The sequence below is a fragment of the Pseudomonas sp. S2_A05 genome, from assembly GCF_054668485.1.
This window is the reverse complement of sequence record NZ_CP162775.1, coordinates 3,933,258-3,954,920: the sequence shown is the minus strand read 5'-3', so window position 1 is coordinate 3,954,920 and position 21,663 is coordinate 3,933,258. Positions and strand designations below refer to the sequence as shown.

The following is a 21,663-nucleotide window of genomic DNA, read 5'->3' as shown; positions in this document are numbered from 1 at the left end:
GGGGTTTTTTCAAGCGTCACGCAAGGCGCAATTGCTTAGCCCTTGTAGGCGGCAACCGACTTGGTGATCGCTTCGCGGGCGGCGTCTGCACCGGCCCAGCCTTCGATCTTGACCCACTTGCCCTTCTCGAGATCCTTGTAGTTCGCGAAGAAGTGCTCGATCTGCTGGATCAGCAGGGGTGGCAGGTCGGTGTATTCCTTCACATCGACGTACAGCTGCGACAGCTTGTCGTGTGGCACGGCGATGACTTTGGCATCGCCGCCGCCGTCGTCGGTCATGTTCAGGATGCCGACCGGACGGGCGCGGATTACCGAGCCTGGAGCAACCGGGTAAGGGGTTACGACCAGCACGTCGAGGGGATCACCGTCGTCAGCCAGGGTGTTCGGAATGTAACCGTAGTTGGCCGGGTAGAACATTGGGGTGGCCATGAAACGGTCAACGAACAGGCAATCGCTGTCTTTGTCGATTTCGTATTTGATCGGCGCGTGGTTGGCCGGGATCTCGATCGCGACGTAGATGTCGTTCGGCAGGTCTTTGCCAGCCGGAATCTTGCTGTAGCTCATTGGGCGTTGCCCCCGTAGTTGACCAAAAACACTTGGCCGGATTGACCAAAAAGTGGCGGCGATTATAGGCACATTCCTACGCCGACGCCACGTACCAGAAGTCGTGCAGAGCTTAGTCGTGCGCCTGATAGACCGGGTCTGTGGCCTGAAGTTGCCGCAGTCTGCCCAACGGATCCTGCCGGTAGAAAAGCTGCAGTTGCAAGTAGACCTGTGGATAAGCCTCGTGCAGCAGATCCGGGGCGCTGAAGAAGTATTCGCTGGTGACGGCGAAGAACTCCGCCGGGTTCTCGGCGGCATAGGGATCGATGGCGGTTTCGGTGTCGGGATCGTGGTCGAGTTGGCGGTTGAGGTCGTCGTAAGCGGCCTGCATCACTTTGGCCCAGTCGCTGACGCGCATGTCGGTGTGCAGTGGCGGCAGGCCGTTGGCGTCGCCGTTGAGCATATCGAGCTTGTGCGCCAGCTCGTGGATCACCAGGTTGTAGCCTTCCCAGCCACCGCTGGCCTGTACGCCGGGCCAGGCGAGAATCACCGGCCCCTGCTGCCAGGCTTCACCGCTGTGTTCACCGTCCCACTCATGCTCGACGCCGCTGGCATCGCGATGGCGTTGCGGGCTGAGGAAGTCGTCCGGGTACAGCACGATCTCGTGGAAACCCTGGTACCAGTTGAGATCACCGAGATGCATCAGCGGCAACTGTGCTTGCGCGGCGAGCAGCAGGCGTTGCTCCTGATGCAGTTCGACACCGGGCAGGGCGGTCAGGTGTTTGTCGTCGAGAAACAGCACGCAGGCTTCGCGCAACCACTGGTCTTCAGCAGCGCTGATGCCATCGAGGAAGGAGAGTTGATGGCGCACCCGTTGCCACAGGTCGTCGGCAATCGGGTGCCTGGCCAGGAGGCGCCGGCGTCGCCAGGCGCTCAGTGACCACATCGGATCAGTGCGATTGCACTTTGGTGCCGCCGAACCGGCTGCGCACCACGCCGATGATCATCGGCACCAGCGACAGCAGAATGATTGCCACCACCAGCAGCGAGAGGTTTTTCTTGATGAACGGCACGTTGCCGAAGAAGTAACCCAGAGTGACCAGACCGCCGACCCAGAGGATGGTGCCGAGCACGCTGAAGCCGAAGAAACGCGGGTACGGCATCCGCGCCACGCCCGCGACGAACGGCGCGAAGGTGCGGATGATCGGCAGGAAACGCGCCATGGTCACGGTCTTGCCGCCGTGCTTGTCGTAGAAGTCGTGGGTTTTTTGCAGGTAATCGCGACGGAAGATTTTCGAGTTCGGGTTGCTGAACAGCTTCTCCCCGGCCGTACGTCCGATCACGTAGTTGGTACTGTCGCCCATGATCGCCGCCAGCATCAGCAGGCCACCGAGCAGCACCGGATCCATGCCGCCGCCGGCCGCCACTGCGCCAGCGATGAACAGCAGCGAGTCGCCCGGCAGGAACGGCATCACCACCAGACCGGTTTCACAGAAGATCACCAGAAACAGGATGGCGTAGATCCATGGCCCATAGTTGTTCACCAGCAAATCGAGATACACATCGAGATGCAGGATAAGGTCGAGCGGGTTGAAATCCATGGGGGCACCTGTATGACGGCCCGACTCGGCAGGCCTGTGCGGATGACTTCGTGTAAGCCTACAGCGGGGTGTAGTTTTTCTTACAAGCCGGAAAGATCGGGATTATACGGTCTGAGCGATGAAAAGCGCGTCGGTTTTGTAGCGGGGAGTGTCGCGAAGTGAGCAATTGTCAGGGAAAAGGTGGCCGTGGCGAGGGAGCGTACTCCCTCATCACCGAAGCCGTTGGAGTCAGAGCTCGTCGCTGATCGGCAGTACGTAGTTCTTGAACTCGGTGTCTTCCTTGAAGCCGATCGATTCGTAGGTTTTCTGCGCCACTTCGTTGTTTGCGCTGGTCGAGACGCGCATGCGCACGGCCTGGGTTTCCTTGGCCATTTTCTTCGCGGTACGGATCAGATTGTCGGCGACCAGTTGCCGGCGCGCGTCTTCAGCAACGTAGATATCGTTGAGAATCCACACGCGTTTGAGCGACAGCGACGAAAAGCTCGGATAGAGCTGGCAGAAACCCATGAGTTTCTTGTCGTCATCGTCGGCCAGGGCCAGATAGATCACCGACTCTTTGCGGCGCAGGCGCTTTTCGAGGAACGCGCGGGAGGAATCCGGGTAAGGCAGGGAGCCGTAGAACTCGCGATATTTGACGAACAAAGGAGTCAGCAAATCCAGATGTTCGAGGGTCGCTTGAATAATCCGCATGATAGGTCTCGTCTTCAAGTGGCTGTCTTCAACTGCTCCGACGGCGATGGGAAACCCGGGCGGCCGTGCGTCGATCCTGCCTGAAAGCAGCGCAGAAAGGCAATGCGGAAACGGTTCAGGCTGGCGGTGGATCGAGCAGGAAGTTGCCTTTCATGTCGACAGCGTCGTCCGCCTCCAATGTGTGCAGCTGAGCTTCATCCTTCAGGTTGACCCCCGACAGCTGGCGCCGACAGGCCTCGCGCATCAGATACAGCAAGCGATGCGCCGCCATGCCGTAGCTCAAACCTTCAAGCCGAACATTGGAAATGCAGTTGCGATACGCGTCGGTGAGGCCGACCTTCGGCGCGTAGGTGAAATACAGCCCGAGGCTGTCCGGCGAACTCAGGCCCGGACGCTCGCCGATCAGCATCACAACCATTTTCGCCCCGAGCAGCTGGCCGATTTCGTCACCGATGGCGACGCGGCCCTGCTCGACCAGCACCACCGGTGCCACGGACCAGCCGTCGCCGCTCATCTGTTCTTCCAGGCGCGTCAGGAACGGCAGCGTGTGGCGGTGCACCGCCAGCGCCGACAGGCCATCAGCGACGACCATCACCAGATCGACGCCGCCCGGGTGTTCGCTGGCGTAGTCGCGCAAGGTCTGCGCCGATTCATCGCTGAGCTTGCGCCCCAGATCCGGGCGTTGCAGATAGGTGTGTCGATCCGGCGCGGCGCTTTGCAGCGCCAAGGTTTCCCGCCCGCGCTCGCTCAGTTGTGCGCGGATTTCGCTGTGATCGAAGGCCAGGTGCACAGCATCGCGGGCCTGAGCGTGGGCAAACTGAAAATCCAGCTGCGCCCGCGTCGGCAGACTGGTGCCGGTGCGGCCCAGGGCAATGCGTGCCGGGGTCAGGCGGCGCAGTTCCAGCCAGGGGTTTTGCGGATCGACCGGTGGTTTTTCCATAAGACTCATCCCAAGTGCGCCAAGGCCTGGCGGAAGGCCGGCGGCAGGTTGTTGCCGAAGCGAACCTTGCCGTCCGCCTGGGTGAAGATGCCCATGTTGGCCAGCCATTGTTCGAACTCCGGCGCCGGTTTCAGGCCCAGGGTCTGGCGGGCGTACAAGGCGTCGTGAAACGAAGTGGTCTGGTAATTGAGCATGATGTCGTCGGAGCCGGGGATGCCCATGATGAAGTTGATCCCGGCGACGCCGAGCAACGTCAGCAGGGTATCCATGTCGTCCTGGTCGGCTTCGGCGTGGTTGGTGTAGCAGATGTCGCAGCCCATCGGCACGCCGAGCAGCTTGCCGCAGAAGTGATCTTCAAGGCCGGCGCGGATGATCTGCTTGCCGTTGTAGAGGTACTCCGGGCCGATAAATCCTACGACGGTGTTCACTAGGAACGGCTTGAAATGTCGCGCCACGGCGTAGGCCCGTGTCTCGCAAGTCTGTTGATCGACGCCGTGGTGGGCGTTGGCCGACAGCGCGCTGCCCTGACCGGTTTCGAAATACATCAGGTTCTGCCCGAGTTTGCCGCGCTTGAGACTGAGCCCGGCGTCGTAGCCTTCCTGCAAGACATTCAGATTGATACCGAAACTGGCATTGGCCGCCTCAGTGCCGGCAATCGACTGGAACACCAGATCCAGCGGCACGCCACGGTTGATCGCCTCGATCGAGGTGGTGACGTGGGTCAGCACGCAGGCTTGAGTCGGGATGTCGTAGCGCTGGATGATTGCGTCGAGCATCTCCAGCATCGCGCAGATCGAAGCGATGCTGTCGGTGGCCGGGTTGACCCCGATCATTGCGTCACCGTTGCCGTAGAGCAGGCCGTCGAGAATGCTCGCGGCAATGCCGGACGGCTCGTCGGTCGGGTGGTTGGGTTGCAGGCGGGTCGACAGGCGCCCGCGCAAACCGAGGGTGCCGCGAAATTGGGTGACCACGCGGATTTTCTGCGCGACCAGCACCAGATCCTGTACACGCATGATCTTCGACACGGCGGCGACCATTTCCGGGGTCAGGCCGGGGGCGAGGGCGCGCAGGCTGATTTCGTCCGCCGCGTCACTGAGCAGCCAGTCGCGAAAGCCGCCAACGGTGAGGTGACTGACCACGGCGAAGGCTTGTTTGTCGTGGGTGTCGATGATCAGCCGGGTGACTTCGTCGGCTTCGTAGGGAATCAGCGCTTCCTGCAGGAAGTGCGTGAGCGGGATGTCCGCCAGGGCCATTTGCGCAGCCACCCGTTCGCCGTCGTTGAGCGCGGCGATCTCGGCGAGAAAATCCCCCGAGCGGGCGGGGCTGGCCTTGGCCATGACGTCTTTGAGGCTGTCGAAGCGGTAAGTCTGCGCGCCGACCGTGTGAGCAAAACTGGCCATTCAGCGTTCTCCGTGACGGCGCAGAACAGCTCTGCGCCGTGGTTTTCGACAATCAGTGCAAGGCTTGTTCAGCTTTTTGAATCGCCGCGAATTCTTCTTCCGGCGTGCCCGCTACCAAGTGATGCCGACTGTAGAAAGCAAAGTAAGCAATTAACACTCCATAGATGATCGCGGCGCCGATCACCACCCGTGGATCGACGAGGAAACCCGCCACCACGGCGATGCACGCCAATACCAGCGCCACACCCGAGGTGAAAATGCCGCCCGGCGTGCGATACGGCCGGTCCATTTTGGGGCGCCGGATACGCAGGGTGATGTGCGCGGCCATCATCAGCACATAGGAAATGGTCGCGCCGAACACCGCGACCAGAATCAGCAAATCGCCCTGGCCGGTCAGCGACAGACCAAAGCCGATGATGCCGGGAATCACCAGAGCCAGCACCGGTGCCTTGCTCTTGTTGGTCTGCGACAGTTTGCGCGGCAGGTAACCGGCCCGCGACAGCGCGAAGATCTGCCGCGAGTAGGCGTAGATGATCGAGAAGAAACTGGCGATCAGCCCGGCCAGACCGACGAGATTGACGAAGCTGCCCATCCAGGTCGAGCCACCGTAGGCCTTGCTCAGCGCTTCGACCAGTGGATTACCGGAGGTCAGCAGCGAATTCGCACCGGCGCCGCCGGGGCCGACGATCAGAATCAGCAGGGCAAACATCAGCAGCACCAGCATTGCCCCGATCAGGCCACGCGGCAGGTCGCGCTTGGGGTTTTTGGTTTCTTCAGCGGCCAGCGGCACGCCTTCGACGGCGAGGAAAAACCAGATCGCATAGGGAATCGCCGCCCACACGCCGACGTAGCCGAACGGCAGAAACGGGCTGGCACCGACCGCAGTGGTCACCGGGATGTCGAGCAGGTTGGCAACGTCGAAGTGCGGCACCATCGCCACTAGAAACACCCCCAGCGCCAGCGCGGCGACGGCGGTAATGATGAACATCAGCTTGAGCGCTTCGCCGACCCCGAAAATGTGGATGGCGATGAAGATGATGTAGAACGCCAGATAGATCATCCAGCCGCCAATACCGAACAGCGACTCGCAGTAGGCACCGATGAACACCGCGATGGCGGCGGGGGCGATGGCGTATTCGATGAGGATCGCGGTGCCGGTGAGAAACCCGCCCCACGGCCCGAACGCACTGCGGGCGAAACCGTAGCCGCCGCCAGCGGTGGGAATCATCGACGACAATTCGGCCAGGGAAAAACACATGCACAGGTACATGGTCGCCATCAGCAGCGTGGCGAGAAACATCCCGCCCCAGCCACCCTGGGCGAGGCCGAAATTCCAGCCGGCGTAGTCGCCGGAAATCACATAAGCGACGCCGAGGCCCACCAGCAGGACCCAGCCGGCGGCGCCTTTTTTCAGTTCGCGTTGTTGGAAATAATCGGTGCCGACTTTTTCGAAGTCGACGGAGGAGCCGGTCGCCGGAGCGCCGGCCGGGGATTCGCTTGGCATAGGGTTCACCATTTTTATTGTTTTATTGGCCCGGCTACAGCCAGGAACCTGATCGTTCCCACGCGCAGCATAGGAATGTATCAACGGACGCTCCGCGTTCGGCTTTGAAGGAACGCGGAGCGTCCCGGGCTGGATTCCCACGCAGAGCGTGGGAACGATCAGCATCGCAGGATCAGAAGAATCCCAACGGATTGATGTCGTAGCTCACCAGCAGGTTCTTGGTCTGCTGATAATGGTCGAGCATCATTTTGTGGGTTTCACGCCCGACGCCGGACTTCTTGTAACCGCCGAACGCGGCATGCGCCGGGTACAGGTGGTAGCAGTTGGTCCACACGCGACCGGCCTTGATCGCCCGGCCCATCCGGTAGGCGCGGTTGATGTCGCGGGTCCACAGGCCGGCGCCGAGGCCGAACTCGGTGTCGTTGGCAATCGCCAGGGCTTCGGCTTCGTCCTTGAAGGTGGTGATGCTCACCACCGGGCCGAAGATTTCTTCCTGGAACACGCGCATCTTGTTGGTGCCCTTGAGCAGGGTTGGCTGGATGTAATAACCGGTGGCCAGGCTGCCCTCGAGTTTTTCCACCTTGCCGCCGGTCAGCAGCTCCGCACCTTCGCCCTTGGCGATTTCCAGGTACGAGAGGATCTTGTCGAATTGCTGCTCCGATGCCTGGGCGCCGACCATGGTGTCGGTGTCCAGCGGGTCGCCACGTTTGATCTGGCTGACTTTCTTCATCACTGCCTGCATGAATTCGTCGTAGATCGATTCCTGCACCAGCGCGCGGGAAGGGCAGGTGCACACTTCGCCCTGGTTGAAGAACGCCAGCACCAGGCCTTCGGCGGCTTTTTCGATGAAGCTCGGCTCGGCCTGCATGATGTCTTCGAAGAATATGTTCGGCGACTTGCCGCCCAGTTCCACGGTCGACGGAATGATGTTTTCCGCTGCGCATTTCATGATGTGCGAGCCGACCGGGGTCGAGCCGGTGAAAGCAATTTTGGCGATGCGCTTGCTGGTCGCCAGCGCTTCGCCTGCCTCTTTACCGAAGCCTTGCACGACGTTGAGCACGCCCGGCGGCAGCAGGTCGCCGATCAGTTCCATCAGCACGCAGATGCCCAGCGGGGTTTGCTCGGCGGGCTTGAGCACCACGCAGTTACCGGCGGCCAGCGCTGGCGCGAGCTTCCACGCGGCCATCAGCAGCGGGAAGTTCCACGGGATGATCTGGCCGACCACGCCCAGCGGTTCATGGATGTGATAGGCCACAGTGTTGCCGTCGATTTCCGCAGCGCTGCCTTCCTGGGCGCGCAGGCAACCGGCGAAATAACGGAAATGGTCAGCGGCCAGGGGGATGTCGGCGTTGAGGGTTTCGCGGATGGCTTTACCGTTGTCCCAAGTTTCGGTGATCGCCAGCAGTTCGAGATTCTCTTCGATGCGGTCGGCGATTTTCAGCAGGATCAGCGAGCGTGCCTGCACGGAAGTGGCGCCCCATGCATCGGCGGCGGCGTGGGCAGCATCCAGCGCCTTGTCGATGTCTTCGGCGGTGGAGCGGGGGAATTCGGCGATTGGCTGGCCATTGACTGGCGAGGTATTGGTGAAGTACTGACCTTTGACCGGCGCGACGAATTCGCCGCCGATGTAGTTACCGTACTTGCTCTTGAACGAGACTTTGGCGCCGTCGGTACCGGGATGGGCGTAACGCATGATGATGTTCTCCTTGGCTTTGTACTTATTAGAGAAACGCGCAAGTGCGCTTGCTATAAGCGTAGAGCAAGGCTCGGGCCACTGCCGTGCAGGGCAGGCAAATCAAGGGCTTGGCCTGTTTGTCTCGGACGAATGGAGAGCCGCTGTGACGGTTTCGGTACAGCGCGCGTGACAATTTGTACCGGTTGCGACACAGCCCGTGACCGGACGGTCTTGCCAGCATTGCAATGCGTCGGTGGCTGGAGGATGCTGGGCGTCACCTCATGCTTTGGGCCGTCGCGCCCCGGGGAGAACAATAAGAAATGCACGACAACCATCTGAGTCGCCATGCCCGCCAGGTTCTCACCGTCACCCAGGGCAAACCGCACGTGCACGGCCCCGGCGCCGATCCATCGATCGCCCGTTCGTGGCTGCGTTGCCTTGAGGACTATCACCTCGATCCTTCTGTGACCATGGCGCCGACCGTGCTCGAGCATGGCCGGGTGCTGGAAAGTCGCGAACGTCTGCAGCAAGTGCTGCAAATCGCCGGCACCGAGATGAGCAGCCTGCATCAGCAACTGTCCGGCGCCGGCCATGCGGTGCTGCTGACTGACGCGCGCGGTGTGATCCTCAATTGCGTGACCGCGCCGGCCGAACGGAAGATTTTCGAGCGCGCCGGTCTCTGGCTCGGCGCTGACTGGAGCGAAGCCTGCGAAGGCACCAACGGCATCGGTACCTGCCTGGTCGAGCGTCAGGCGCTGACCATTCACCAGGACGAGCATTTTCGCGGCCGCCACACCGGGCTGACCTGCTCGGCGAGCCCGGTGTTCGATCCCCATGGTGAATTGCTGGCGGTACTTGATGTGTCCTCGGCCCGGCCGGACGTTTCACGCCAAAGCCAGTTCCACACCATGGCGCTGGTCAATCTGTCGGCGAAGATGATCGAGAGCTGCTATTTCCTGCGCTGTTTCGATAATCAATGGTTGCTGCGTTTTCATCTGCAGGCCGAGTCCGTCGGCCTGTTCAGCGAAGGGCTGCTGGCGTTTGACGGCGAAGGGCGGATCAGTGCGGTCAACCAGAGTGCGCTGAACCTGCTCGGGCATATTCGCGGTGGTTTGCTCGGGCAACCGGTGGAAGCGTTTTTCGACTGTTCGCTGGATGACCTGCTCGGTCGCGCGAGTGCCAACGCCAGCGCCAGTTGGCCGCTGCGCACCCGTGATGGCCGGCATCTGTTTGCCGTGTTGCGCGGTGAATCGCGCAAACCTACTGCCATTGTTCCAACGCCAATCACTGCTCCAGCGCCCCGCCTGTCCGGCATTTGCCTCGGCGACGAAGCGTTGCAGGCGGAGTTTCGCAAAGCCCTGCGCGTGTTCGAGCGCGACGTGCCGCTGTTGATCAACGGCGAAACCGGCTCGGGCAAGGAGGCGTTTGCCAAGGCAGTGCATCAGGCCAGCCAGCGCTGCGGCAACGCTTTTGTCGCACTCAATTGCGCGGCCATTCCGGAAAGCCTGATCGAGAGCGAACTGTTCGGCTATCGCGGCGGCAGCTTCACCGGCGCACGCAAGGACGGCATGCGCGGCAAGCTGCAACAGGCCGATGGCGGCACTTTGTTCCTCGACGAAATCGGCGACATGCCACTGGCGTTGCAGACGCGTTTGCTGCGGGTGCTGGAAGATCGGCAAGTGGTGCCGATTGGCGGCGAGCCGCAAGCGGTAGACGTGCGCATCATCAGTGCGACGCACCGCAACTTGCTCGAACGAGTCGAGGACGGCAGTTTCCGTGAAGACCTGTATTACCGCTTGAACGGGCTGGAAGTGGCGTTGCCGGCATTGCGTGAGCGCAGTGATAAATCGCAGTTGCTGGATTTTCTCCTGGCCGAGGAGGCAGGGGGCGAAACGATTCTGATCGACGAACCGGCGCGGCAGGCGTTGTTGGCATTCAACTGGCCGGGCAATGTGCGGCAGTTGCGCAATGTCCTGCGCACCCTGGCGGCGTTGTGTGATGGCGGGCGGGTCGGCGTTGAGGATTTACCGGTGATCATTCGGCAGGCGCGACCGGCGGCTGCGCCTGCGCAGATTGCCGCGCAGCCACTGGATGACGCCGAGCGTGTCGCATTGCTCAATGCGCTTGAGCAGACGCGCTGGCATATGACCCATACAGCGCAGCAACTGGGCGTAAGCCGCAACACCCTTTATAGAAAACTGCGTAAACACGGAATTGAGCGGCGTGTCAGCTGAAAGCCCTCACCCTAACCCTCTCCCAGAGGGAGAGGGGACTGACCGAGGTGTTTTGGCGATTTACGCCGACCTGAAATATCGAGCCGAACTAAAAATTTGAAAGCGACCGAGATCGGCTCCCTCTCCCTCGGGAGAGGGCTGGGGTGAGGGGCTGCGGTCTGAAGCCGTGCGCAGATGTAGCCGCCAACCCGTCTCCATCCTTCAGCTAAAGAGTGCCATTTCCCCCTCCCTACGCTAACCTGCGGCCATGTTTTACGAGGTCGACTATGCACATTCATATTCTGGGTATCTGCGGGACTTTCATGGGCTCGATGGCAGTGTTGGCCAAAGAGCTGGGTCATCACGTCACCGGCTCCGACGCCAACGTCTATCCGCCGATGAGCACGCAGCTCGAGGCCCAGGGCATTCAGCTGACGCAGGGTTATGACCCGGCGCAGCTCGATCCGGCGCCGGATCTGGTGGTGATCGGTAATGCCATGTCCCGTGGCAACCCGGCGGTGGAATATGTGCTGAACAAAGGCCTGCCGTACGTCTCCGGCCCGCAGTGGCTGGCTGACCACGTGCTGCAAGGTCGCTGGGTATTGGCCGTGGCCGGTACGCATGGCAAGACCACCACCAGCAGCATGCTCGCCTGGGTGCTGGAACATGCCGGCATGAGCCCGGGTTTCCTCATCGGCGGCGTGCCGCAGAATTTCTCGGTGTCGGCGCGCCTGGGCGGTACGCCGTTCTTTGTGATCGAGGCTGATGAATACGACAGCGCCTTCTTCGACAAGCGCTCGAAATTCGTCCACTACCGTCCGCGCACTGCGATCCTCAACAACCTTGAGTTCGATCACGCCGACATCTTCCCCGATCTGCCAGCAATCGAGCGTCAGTTCCACCACTTGGTGCGCACCATTCCGAGCGAAGGGCTGGTTATCTATCCGACCACCGAGCCGGCCTTGCAGCGCGTGATCGAGATGGGTTGCTGGACCCCGGTGCAAACCACCGGCGCCGGCGGTCAGTGGCAGGTAAAACTACTGAGCGAGGACGGCTCGGCGTTCGAAGTGATGTTCGAAGGCGTGTCCCAGGGCACCGTCGAGTGGGAATTGACCGGTCAACACAACGTCGCCAATGCCTTGGCCGCGCTGGCTGCGGCGCGTCACGTTGGCGTGGTGCCATCGATGGGCATCGCCGGGTTGAGCGCGTTCAAGAACGTCAAACGGCGTATGGAGAAAGTCGCCGAGGTGCGCGGCATCACCATTTACGACGACTTCGCTCACCACCCGACCGCTATCGCCACCACGCTTGATGGCCTGCGCAAACGCATCGGCGACGCGTCACTGATTGCGATCATCGAGCCGCGCTCCAATTCGATGAAGCTCGGCGCCCACCGTGACGGTCTGCCGGACAGCGTGGTCGATGCCGATCAGGTGATCTGGTATGCCCCGGCCAACCTCGGTTGGGACCTCGGCGCCACCGCAGCGTTATGCACCGTGCCGTCCATCGTCAGCGATTCGCTGGAAGGCATCATCGAGCGCGTGAAGAGCCAGGCGCAGCCCGGCACCCACGTGGTGATCATGAGCAACGGCGGCTTCGGCGGCCTGCACGGCAAGCTCGCCGAGGCACTGCAATGAACACTTTTCCCAGGCCGGCGGCCCGGAACGCATCACCCTGGCGATGACCGGCGCATCGGGCGCGCAGTACGGCTTGCGCCTGCTCGATTGCCTGGTACGCGAAGATCGCGAAGTGCACTTCCTGATCTCCAAGGCCGCGCAACTGGTGATGGCCACCGAGACCGACGTGTCCCTGCCGAACAAGCCGCAGATGATGCAGGCCTTTCTGACCGAATACACCGGCGCCGCTGCCGGGCAGATTCGGGTGTATGGCAAGGAAGACTGGATGTCGCCGGTGGCTTCGGGCTCCGGCTCGCCGGCAGCCATGGTGGTGGTGCCTTGTTCGACCGGCACGCTGTCGGCGATTGCCACCGGCGCCTGCAACAACCTGATCGAACGCGCGGCGGACGTTACGCTGAAAGAGCGCCGCCAGTTGATTCTGGTGCCGCGCGAGGCGCCGTACTCGAGCATTCATCTGGAGCACATGCTCAAGCTGTCGAATCTGGGCGTGACGATACTGCCGGCCTCGCCGGGCTTCTATCACCAGCCGCAGACCATCGATGATCTGATCGACTTCGTTGTGGCGCGGATTCTCAATCTGCTCGGCATCCCGCAGGACATGCTGCCGCGTTGGGGCGAGCATCACTTGAGCAGCGATGAATAAGCTGCTGGTGCTTGTGCTGGCACTGCATTTGGCTGGATGCGCTACCGTGCGCACACTGGATGCGGCCAAACCCGGCGCGCCGGTGGTGTATGCCGGGACGCGGCTGGATTTGTATGCGTTGAACGGCGGGTGTTGTGCGATGGACCGGTTCGGTGCCGAGGCGCCGAGCTATCCGGGAGTGGACCTGCCGGCCAGCGCGTTGCTCGATACGCTGTTGTTGCCGTTGTCGTTGCTCACCGTGATTGGCGTGGGCTTTCAGGCGACTGGTGGATTGTAGCGACTGATCGTTCCCACGCTCTGCGTGGTAACGCATCCTGTGACGCTCCGCGTCACGCTTTTTAGGACGCAGAGCGTCCATGGCTGCATTCCCACGCAGAGCGTGGGAACGATCATCATGGGTGGATGGATTATTTGCCGAGCTTCCTCAGTTCATCCGATTCGATCACTCGCACGCCATCCTGTTCTTCCAGCGCCAGGCGCCACATCGCTCGCGCCAACTGGCACGCTTCGATGCCGTGGTATTTCCCCGGAATCAGCTTCGACAATGGCCCGGCCAGTTGCTCGACCAGACGTGGTTCGGTGCGTTCGCCAAGCAACAGCGAAGGTCGGCAAATGGTCAGCTGCGGCCAGTTCTGCGCGCGCAGGGCCTGTTCCATTTCACCTTTGACCCGGTTGTAGAACACCGAGGAATTCGGATCGGCGCCAATCGCACTGATCACGATCAGGTGCCGCGCGCCCATCTCCCGCGCGCGCTTGGCAAACGCCACGACCATGTCCAGATCGACTGCGCGAAAGGCTTCTTCGGAGCCGGCCTGCTTGATAGTGGTGCCGAGGCAGCAGTAGGCGATATCGACCCGGCCACTGAGCTGCGGCAGAAACGCCTGCGGGTCACCGACCGGGTTTTCCAGATGCGGATGCTCGGCCAGCGGCCGGCGCGAAGGGGCGAGGACACGGGTAATGGTTGGCTCGTTGAGCAAACGGTCGAGCAGATGTTCACCGGTCAGTCCGGTGGCTCCGGCAAGCAATACGTGCTGAGGCGTCAAGTACATAGTGTCTCTCCCTTGATACTGTTCAGCTTAGTTGCCTTTTTTCGCCGCGTCGTTCAATGCGCTGCTGTGCAAAGCTTTACGTGCTTGCTGTTTGCGCAGCAGTTGCCAGTGCGACAGCACGGTTTTCGGCGCCCAGATCTGCGGCTCCGAGGCTTCGAAGCCGTCGGCCAGCTCACGTTCGGCGACGGTGGCCTTGGCCAGTTTGAATGCCTGCTCAAGGTCGTCGGTCTGGTTCAGCGCCTGGGCGAACAGCGCGTCGCCGAAATAGGTGAAGTTGGCTTCTTCCGAGCAACCGAACGACACCCGATCGGCGCGCGAGGCAGTCATGATCAGCGTGCGTTCGTCCTTCAGCGCCGGGATAAATCCACCGGAATAGCACGAGGAAATCACGATGACCTTGTCGCGATGCTTCAGCGGCGCGAGCACGGCGGCGAGTTCATCGGCGGGCAGGTCGGCCAGCTCCATGCGCGGCTGATCGAGCACCAGTTCATGTTCGGCGGTGCCGTGGCTGGTCAGATAAATGAACAGCAGATCTTCCGGCCCGCTGCGTTCGGCGAGGGCTTGCGCGGCGCGGCGCAGGTTTTCGCGAGTGGCCATCGGCCGGTCGCCGAGATGATCGCGATGATTGACCAGGCGGATCTGGCCGTAGGCGCCGAAGCGCGTACTGAGCATGTTGGCGACGTAATCGGATTCACGCAGGAACACGCTTTGCTTGCCGTCGCCACCGAGGGTCAGGGTGTACAACTCGACTGCCGGAGTCGAAGCGGGGATCGCCGCCAGTGCCTCGTCCAGCAACCGACCCTGGGCGAGCAAGCCGAGTTCGAGGGTGTCGGGGAGTAATTTGCCGTCGGCGTCGCGTACGCGTTGGCCATTGATCCAGGTGCCGCTGAGCACGCTGCCATCGGTCAGCACCAGAGTACCGCGTCCTGAATAGCTGTCGTTGTCGAAGCCGCCGATGTAGAAGCTGCCATCGGCGAGGTTCAAACGGCCTTGGCCGGTGAAGCGCCAGTCATTGAACACACCGATGTAATGGCTGCCATCAGCGCCGATCAGTTCGCCCTTGCCGGTCAGCGCGCCTTCCTTGAACTGGCCGAGCCAGACGTCGCCGTCGGCGTTCTCGTAGCGGCCTTTGCCGTGCAATTGATTGTTCTTGAAGCCGCCGACGTAGATATCGCCGTCGGCGCTGTTGTAAGTGCCGTTGCCTTCCAGTTGACCGTTGACGAAATGGCCCGTGAACGAATTGCCGCTGGCATCGCCGCGCTGGCCTTCGCCGTTGGGTTTGCCGTGGGCGAACTGGCCTTGATAGGAGCTGCCGTCGTCCATTTCCAGACGGCCGAGGCCGGAATACTGGTCAGCCTTGAACTCGCCGCGATAGGTCATGCCGTTTTCTTTCAGCGTACCTTCGCCATCGCGCCGGCCCTGCTTGAAACCACCGGTGTAGCTGCTGGCATTGGTGCTCAGGCTGCCCTGTCCATCAAACAGACCTTGCTGGAACTGGCCGCGATAGACCTCGCCGTTGCTGCCATGCCATTCGCCTTGCCCGTGCCACTGACCCTTGTCGAACTCTCCGGCGTACCAGCTGCCGTTGGGGTAGTCGACGCGGCCCTGACCTTGCAGCAAGCCGTCGACCAGTTCACCGCGATAGCGACCGCCATCGGGCAGGCGCGCATCCGGCGGCAACAGCGATTCGCCGTCGCCGCAAGCGGTGAGCATCAGGGTCAGGGCAAGGGGTGCAAGTCGAGCGATTGAGCGCATAGCGGGATCCGGGCAATTAGGCGACCGAGTATGCCGCAGCTATGCGCCGCATATATAGAGACGTGACGCGAAACAGCGTGCGCTGCTTCGCATCCGGGATGATCAGACGAAGCAGAGTGACAGCGGCTCGGCGATATAGGCCGGTTTGTCCGAGCCTTCTATCTCCAGTGTCGCGGTGGCCTTGAGCAGCCACTGGCCGGGTTTTTCTCGGTCACTTCGACCATGTCGACCTTCAGTCGGACTTTCGAATTGACCTTGACCGGCTGGATGAAACGCACGCTGTCCAGGCCATAGTTGACGACCATCTTCACGCCTTCGGGCAGCACGAGGATGTCTTCCATCAGTTTCGGCATCAGCGACAGCGACAGGAAACCATGGGCGATCGTGCTGCCAAACGGCGTTTGGGCAGCCTTGACCGGATCGACGTGAATGAACTGAAAATCACCGGTGGCTTCGGCGAACAGGTTGATGCGCTCCTGATCGATGGTGAGCCATTCGGAACGTCCAAGTTCCTTGCCGACATAATCTTTGAGCTCTGCAACTGGAACATAGGGCATTGAGACTCTCCTTGGGTTCATCGGTTTTATAGTTTTTCAGGGGGCGGATTTGACCGGCCTGCGAACCACTGTAGATCATCATGGCGATTTGCTCAGGTCAACCGACCATGCTTTTGGCGAATGCCGGTCCATAGCGCTGGCATGCTTATAATGCCGAGCCCCTGCTGGGTGAAATAGAAGACGGAGATGTCAGATGTTGTTACGTGGCCTGACCCTGCTGGTGCTGTTCCAACTGCTCGGCACGGCGCTCAATCATTTGCTGTTGCCGATATTGCCGGGGCCGATCATCGGGCTGCTGCTGTTGCTGGTGTTCCTGATCATTCGCGGTGAAGTCGGCGAGCCGCTGAATCAGGCGGCGGGCAGCCTGCTACGTTATCTGCCGTTGCTGCTGGTGCCGCCAGCGGTGGGCGTGATGGTGTATGCCACGGCGATTGCCGCCGATTTCTGGGCGATCGTCGGCGCGCTGGTGGTCTCGCTGATCCTGTCGATGGCCTTTGCCGGCGTGCTCATGCAGCGGCTGGTCAAACGTCACGCGCCGCCGGCGGAGGAATCCTGATGCTGTTCGACTGGCAAGGCGCGTGGGCGTCGGTGATTCACCATCCGCTGTTCGGCATTGGCATCACCCTCGGTGCCTATCAACTGGTGCTGGCGGCGTTCGAGAAAACCCGCTGGATCTTTCTGCAACCGGTGCTGGTCTCCATGTTGTTGGTGATCGGTGTGCTGGTCGGCTGCGGCCTGACCTACGCGGAGTACCGCAAGAGCACCGAAATCCTCAGCATTCTGCTGGGGCCGGCCACGGTGGCGCTGGCGGTGCCGCTCTACCTGAATCTGCGCCGCATCCGGCAATTGTTCTGGCCGATTTTTACTACGCTGGTGATAGGCGGGGTGGTCGCAACGGGCATGGGCGTGGCGCTGGGCTGGTGGTTCGGTGCCGATCACATGATCCTGATGACCATGGCGCCTAAATCGGTGACGTCGCCGATCGCCATGCTGGTTGCCGAGCAGATCGGCGGTGTGGCGGCGCTGGCAGCGGTGTTTGTACTGATCACCGGGGTCATCGGCGCGATCTTCGGCCCTACGCTGCTGACCCGCCTCGGCGTGCACAGCCCTGAAGCGCGCGGCATGGCGCTGGGCATGACCGCTCATGCGGTCGGCACGGCGGTGGCGATGCAGGAAAACGATGAGTGCGGCGCGTTCGCCGCGCTGGCAATGAGTCTGATGGGTGTGGCCACGGCGGTGTTCCTGCCGTTGGCGGTGTCGATGGTGGTGTAAGGAAATGTCTATGAGTCTGCCGCTTTTTCCGCTGAACACGGTGCTGTTCCCCGGCTGCAACCTCGACCTGCAGATCTTCGAGGCGCGCTACCTCGACATGATCGGCCGCTGCATGAAGCAGGGCGTCGGTTTCGGTGTGGTGTGCATTCTGGAGGGCAACGAAGTCGGTGTGGCACCAGAAGGTTTTGCGTTGGTTGGCTGCGAAGCGCGGATCACCGATTTCCAGCAACAGGACAACGGCCTGCTCGGCATTCGTGTCCAGGGCGGGCGGCGTTTCACGGTGTTGCGCACCGAAGTGCAGCGCGATCAGTTGATCGTCGCCGACGTCGAATGGCTGGACGATGAGCCCGAGCAACCGTTGCAGGACGAGGACGCCGATCTGGTCGCGCTGCTCAAGGCGCTGGCCGAACACCCGATGGTCGAAGCGTTGGACATGGGCACTGAAGCCGCCGGTCAACAGTCACTGGCCAATCAGCTTGCCTACCTGTTGCCGTTCGCCGAAGAAGACAAGATCGATCTGCTGCAACTCGACGACCCTCAGCAACGGCTGGATGCGATCCAGGCATTACTCGACGAGTTGCAGGGCGAACTGTTCGCCTAGTTTCACTTGCAAAACGCATGACTCAAGGCGCAAACGAAGATCAGCGCAGGCCCACCCTGGCACGATGTTGAAACCGGCAGCGCACCGTCAGCTCATGTTGACCGGGATGAACAGACCTTCGCGGTCGACGCGCTCTTGCAGATCATTGAGCAGGCGCCATTGATTGCTCACCGAGTTGTAAACCAGCGTGCCCGCTGTCTCGGGTTTGTAGCCGATGTGGGTGACGTAGACCCGCGCGGCCAGTTCGTGGCGCTGTTTGTGCTTGTCGATATCCGTCAGCAATGCCTCGACACTGGCGTAGCCACGAGCATCGATCACATACAGCTGCAACACCTCAAACAGCAGCGAGACTTCATAAATGTTGCCGGCTGACGTCACCACACCGATGCACTCCACCGGAGTGTCATCCAAGATGTCCGGCAACTCCACCGTGACGCTGGCAATGCGCAGGCGGTTGCCCTGGAGCTGAATGTCGGCGCGCGTGACGGTTTCTGTCAGGGTACGGGTGAACAGATTCCATCTCGATGCATTGGCCGTTTTTGCCGCAGCGCCCGGTGTGGCCAGACGCAGGATGCTGTTGCTGGCGAGATAGACGTCGTAAGTCGCGCTTTTGCCTTCGAGCAGATAAATCCCGGTGTGCGACCGCGATTCGATGACCACTTTGCTGTTCTGGGCGCCCAGTGATGGTTTCTCGCTGACCAGCGGACGGATGAATGGATATTTTCCGTTGCGCCGCTTCAACCAGCTCCGCGAGCTGAGCACTCGGATGCCGGGATTTCTGGCGTCGTCCCGGTAATCGAACGCGGGCACCTGCACGCGGTATGAAACGTCATCCTGCATGACCAGCACGATGTCCCGGGCCAGAAGCGGTGTCGTGACCTTCAGGCTGTTTTGGCCACTGTAGCCCGTCGCGGCGGCAATCGTCTGGATCACGCCCTTGAAGGCCAGCACTCTGGATGGCAGCAGAATCGACAGGCTGATGTTGTTGTAGGTCAGGTGCGTATTGCCCGAAACACCCTGGCGCAATTCCACGCCATAGCTGACCACCACGTCGACGATCTCGCTGTCCTGGTAATCCAGGTAAATCGTACGGGCGCCGGTAGCGTTGCCTGTGGCGACGAATTCGACCCTGTGCTCGGTACGTGCGACGAAGTGGCGCTGCACGTCCTGACCGTCCAGCGCCACCGTGCCACCGTTGACGATTGCCGGGGCGGGTGCCGGCCGTCCGCTGACAGTGACGGCAACCTCGATGTCCTGACTCAACGCTTCACCAGGTCGAGTGGGCAGTTGCGCGCGCAGTTCATAGCCATCGAGAGTGCGGAACACCCACCGAGCATTGTTCAATTGACGCTGACCGTTGACTGTCTGGTAGACGTTTTCAAGGGTCAGCACATGGTCGGGGTCGCTGCCGTCCCTGCCGCGCAAAGAATTGACCACCAGTGAGGTGCCGATGATTTGCCAGCGTTGAATGACCGCCATCGGCCAGCCGAATTCGATCAGGCTCGAATGGTCGCCACACTCGATGATCGTTGTACGTGCATTGGTGTCGGCGATGTAATAGCGATCTTCGCCGCCGCCGCCCTCTATCGTGCACTCGGTACCAGTGATTGCGATCGTGTCGTTGCCGTCGCCGGCGCTGATGCGGTCGTAACCGTTGGCGGAAATCTGGTTGGGCTGGTCATTGCCCGTGATAGTGCTCGTGCCTTTGCGCAAGGTCGCAACGTTTTCAATGGAGGTCAGATGGGCGACTTCGAGGGTGTCGTTCGCAGAGTCCGGGCCGCGAAGTGAGACCTTGCCGGTCTGCAGATTGACGTCGTGACCGATGTAACGCGTGTCGGTAATCGGGCGGACGCCTTCGAACGCAACCAGGTCGTTGCCCGAACCGCCATCCAGCACATTGATGTGCGGCGGTTTGCTCGATCGATCCAGTTCCTGATCAGAGACTTCCTGGTAGAACGCATCATTTGTGTCGCCGCCCGTCAGTGCCTTATGGCCGTCGCGGTAAGTGAAGAGGTTGGGCCGCGCCTTGACGCCAACCACGCGGTCGTTGCCATCACCCAGACGCCAGAACACGCCTTTGCCTTCGCCTGGGCTGCCGCTGATCATGCCTTTGAGGTTGTCGGGTAATCCGAGGCTCGCGTCGACTGCATCGTCGCCGCCAACGATCACCGCTTGGCTGTCGAGTTTGAACGGCAACTGCCCGGCGCTTTCGTCCCACTGGTAACGCCACAGTTCGACAGGGCGCAGTTCAGCGCGAAACGCGCCATTGACGACCTGTGCGATGGAGTCCTTGTAAGCACCGGCCAGCATGTCTTTCGCCGACAGTTCGAGCTGTTTTCCATAGTCACTGTAAAGCCTGGACAGTTTGAAGCGATCCATCACCTCGGTGTCCAGTTCCCTGCCGGTGAAGGCGAACCATCCCGAGCGCAGACGCTCGAGTGTCGTCAGTTCGATGTAGTCGTCGATATCGTCGACGACCCCGGCGGCCTGATAAATCATCGATCCGCCGATGAGCAGCGCAGCGGCCGCAAGGCCGAGCGGGCCGGCAACGCTGCCGAAGCCGGCCAGCGCGGCGACGCCCAGCACCAGGCTGATACCCGCGCCCGCTACACTCAGGGCACCGCTGAAATAATGATCCTGAGCTTGTTTGCCCGATGTTGCGGCGGCGGCGTTGAAGGATTTGATCGCGTCAACGATGTCGAACGGCAAGGTAATCGCGCTGGCGAACAGTCCCGCACCACGGCTCATGTATTTGCCGATTGAGGTCAGCGCAAAACCCCTCAGCACGTTGCTGCCCTGAGTCAGCATCGCCTGGCCTGTTCTGGTCAGGCCCTGCTCGATGATCAGCGAGCCGAGTTCTGCAGCGATGGATCCGCCGTAGTACAGCATTTCCAGTGCCTCGCCTTTCTTGATCGCATCGGTCAGCGCCATGTAGCTGCTGTAGATGCCGAAGGCTTGCATGCCGACTCCCGCGCCGCTCATCAAATAGCTTTTGCTCTTGTTGATCCAGCCCGGTGTGTTTTCAAACGCGTCCGCACGGTGGATTTCCAGCTTTTGCGCAGCCTTGCCCAGCTTGTTGAGGCGATCCATGGCGCTGCCGGAAACCAGCGGCCTATCACTGATGAACAGTGGGCCGGCATCCACCGAGCGCTTGCAGGCAATTTCGTAAAACAGCATTGCCGCCATGTCATTGTCTGGGAAATCCACGGCCTGCAAGCGCGACTGTACCTGCGCCGATTGAAAATTGAGTCCGTCGAGAAATGCCTGATCCACGCTCTTGATGTGGGCGTTCGCCGCACTGACCGGTTGACCGTCAACGGTCGCTCCCAGCGCTTGCAATTCGACCCGACTGATCATGATCTCACCGATGCGTAGCAGGCCCAGATGCTTGTCCAGGGCTTTGAGGGTTTTGCGAAGCGACGGATCAATGTCAGGCGCCTGCGTCTGATTGCGCATATGGGTGGGCGGCGCATGGGGATTCGCCGAGACGTCGATGGGGGTAACTTCAAGTGCGCGAACGTGGGCGATATGGGTCGCAGGGACGATGAGTTTCGACACGTATTAATCCTTTAATGGTGTGCATG

General features: G+C 61.2%; 18 protein-coding genes and 1 pseudogene. 7 read left to right on the top strand and 12 right to left on the bottom strand.

The features are described 5' to 3' along the window. Positions 1–35 precede the first annotated feature (35 nt). From ppa to exaC, 8 genes are all read right to left on the bottom strand, one after another. Entirely contained in the window at positions 36–563 is a 528-nt protein-coding gene (gene ppa, locus AB4O12_RS18025) for an inorganic diphosphatase (RefSeq protein WP_003205933.1), read from the bottom strand. A gap of 112 nt (positions 564–675) precedes the next feature. Further along, complete coding sequence (locus AB4O12_RS18020) at positions 676–1,488, bottom strand: M90 family metallopeptidase (RefSeq protein ID WP_252886859.1); 813 nt, start codon at positions 1,486–1,488, stop codon at positions 676–678. A 4-nt stretch (positions 1,489–1,492) separates the two neighbouring features. Beyond that, positions 1,493–2,143: a DedA family protein gene (locus AB4O12_RS18015; protein ID WP_016773001.1), complete on the bottom strand. Its 651-nt coding sequence runs from the start codon at positions 2,141–2,143 to the stop codon at positions 1,493–1,495. 228 nt (positions 2,144–2,371) lie between these two features. After that, entirely contained in the window at positions 2,372–2,833 is a 462-nt protein-coding gene (locus tag AB4O12_RS18010; protein WP_016773002.1) for a GNAT family N-acetyltransferase, read from the bottom strand. Between the two features lie 115 nt (positions 2,834–2,948). Beyond that, positions 2,949–3,773: an ethanolamine ammonia-lyase subunit EutC gene (gene eutC / locus AB4O12_RS18005; RefSeq protein WP_095181914.1), complete on the bottom strand. Its 825-nt coding sequence runs from the start codon at positions 3,771–3,773 to the stop codon at positions 2,949–2,951. Between the two features lie 5 nt (positions 3,774–3,778). Further along, positions 3,779–5,173, bottom strand: a complete 1,395-nt coding sequence (locus AB4O12_RS18000) for an ethanolamine ammonia-lyase subunit EutB (protein ID WP_460059311.1) — start codon at positions 5,171–5,173, stop codon at positions 3,779–3,781. 52 nt (positions 5,174–5,225) lie between these two features. Then, positions 5,226–6,677 (bottom strand): ethanolamine permease, encoded by a 1,452-nt coding sequence (gene eat, locus AB4O12_RS17995; protein WP_024014466.1) that lies wholly within the window; start codon positions 6,675–6,677, stop codon positions 5,226–5,228. Between the two features lie 172 nt (positions 6,678–6,849). Next, positions 6,850–8,370, bottom strand: coding sequence for an acetaldehyde dehydrogenase ExaC (exaC, locus tag AB4O12_RS17990; RefSeq protein ID WP_024014465.1), 1,521 nt, complete (start codon positions 8,368–8,370; stop codon positions 6,850–6,852). A gap of 302 nt (positions 8,371–8,672) precedes the next feature. On the opposite strand from exaC, the gene AB4O12_RS17985 reads away from it, so the two are divergent. From AB4O12_RS17985 to AB4O12_RS17970, 4 genes are all read left to right on the top strand, one after another. Next, positions 8,673–10,586: a sigma-54-dependent Fis family transcriptional regulator gene (locus tag AB4O12_RS17985; protein WP_460059308.1), complete on the top strand. Its 1,914-nt coding sequence runs from the start codon at positions 8,673–8,675 to the stop codon at positions 10,584–10,586. Positions 10,587–10,852: 266 nt separating this feature from the next. Further along, positions 10,853–12,202 carry a UDP-N-acetylmuramate:L-alanyl-gamma-D-glutamyl-meso-diaminopimelate ligase gene (gene mpl / locus AB4O12_RS17980; protein ID WP_252868349.1) on the top strand — a complete coding sequence of 450 codons (1,350 nt, stop codon included), beginning with the start codon at positions 10,853–10,855 and terminating at the stop codon, positions 12,200–12,202. Positions 12,203–12,245: 43 nt separating this feature from the next. Further along, positions 12,246–12,845, top strand: coding sequence for a flavin prenyltransferase UbiX (gene ubiX, locus AB4O12_RS17975; RefSeq protein WP_460059306.1), 600 nt, complete (start codon positions 12,246–12,248; stop codon positions 12,843–12,845). Next, positions 12,838–13,122 carry a YceK/YidQ family lipoprotein gene (locus AB4O12_RS17970; RefSeq protein ID WP_252868348.1) on the top strand — a complete coding sequence of 95 codons (285 nt, stop codon included), beginning with the start codon at positions 12,838–12,840 and terminating at the stop codon, positions 13,120–13,122. The genes ubiX and AB4O12_RS17970 overlap by 8 nt, the downstream gene beginning before the upstream one ends. A gap of 130 nt (positions 13,123–13,252) precedes the next feature. Here the strand turns inward: AB4O12_RS17970 and AB4O12_RS17965 are convergent, their stop codons facing one another. The 3 genes and pseudogenes from AB4O12_RS17965 to AB4O12_RS17955 form a co-directional block, all read right to left on the bottom strand. After that, on the bottom strand, positions 13,253–13,894 hold the full coding sequence (locus AB4O12_RS17965; protein WP_016773010.1) for an oxidoreductase: 642 nt from the start codon (positions 13,892–13,894) through the stop codon (positions 13,253–13,255). A 27-nt stretch (positions 13,895–13,921) separates the two neighbouring features. Further along, the gene (locus AB4O12_RS17960; protein WP_150638399.1) at positions 13,922–15,649 is read right to left on the bottom strand and encodes a C13 family peptidase; all 1,728 of its coding nucleotides are present in this window, start codon (positions 15,647–15,649) and stop codon (positions 13,922–13,924) included. Positions 15,650–15,751: 102 nt separating this feature from the next. Continuing rightward, positions 15,752–16,206: pseudogene (locus tag AB4O12_RS17955) on the bottom strand (MaoC family dehydratase). 193 nt (positions 16,207–16,399) lie between these two features. Here AB4O12_RS17955 and AB4O12_RS17950 point away from each other — a divergent pair. From AB4O12_RS17950 to AB4O12_RS17940, 3 genes are read left to right on the top strand one after another with little or no spacing between them, the layout of a single operon-like run. Continuing rightward, positions 16,400–16,762, top strand: coding sequence for a CidA/LrgA family protein (locus AB4O12_RS17950; protein ID WP_016773012.1), 363 nt, complete (start codon positions 16,400–16,402; stop codon positions 16,760–16,762). Beyond that, a complete protein-coding gene (locus AB4O12_RS17945) occupies positions 16,762–17,478 on the top strand; it encodes an LrgB family protein (protein ID WP_460059303.1) in 717 nt (238 codons plus the stop codon). The genes AB4O12_RS17950 and AB4O12_RS17945 overlap by 1 nt, the downstream gene beginning before the upstream one ends. A 10-nt stretch (positions 17,479–17,488) precedes the next feature. Further along, positions 17,489–18,079 carry an LON peptidase substrate-binding domain-containing protein gene (locus tag AB4O12_RS17940; protein WP_256810253.1) on the top strand — a complete coding sequence of 197 codons (591 nt, stop codon included), beginning with the start codon at positions 17,489–17,491 and terminating at the stop codon, positions 18,077–18,079. 87 nt (positions 18,080–18,166) lie between these two features. Here the strand turns inward: AB4O12_RS17940 and AB4O12_RS17935 are convergent, their stop codons facing one another. Continuing rightward, complete coding sequence (locus tag AB4O12_RS17935; protein ID WP_460059301.1) at positions 18,167–21,637, bottom strand: calcium-binding protein; 3,471 nt, start codon at positions 21,635–21,637, stop codon at positions 18,167–18,169. Positions 21,638–21,663: the final 26 nt, after the last annotated feature.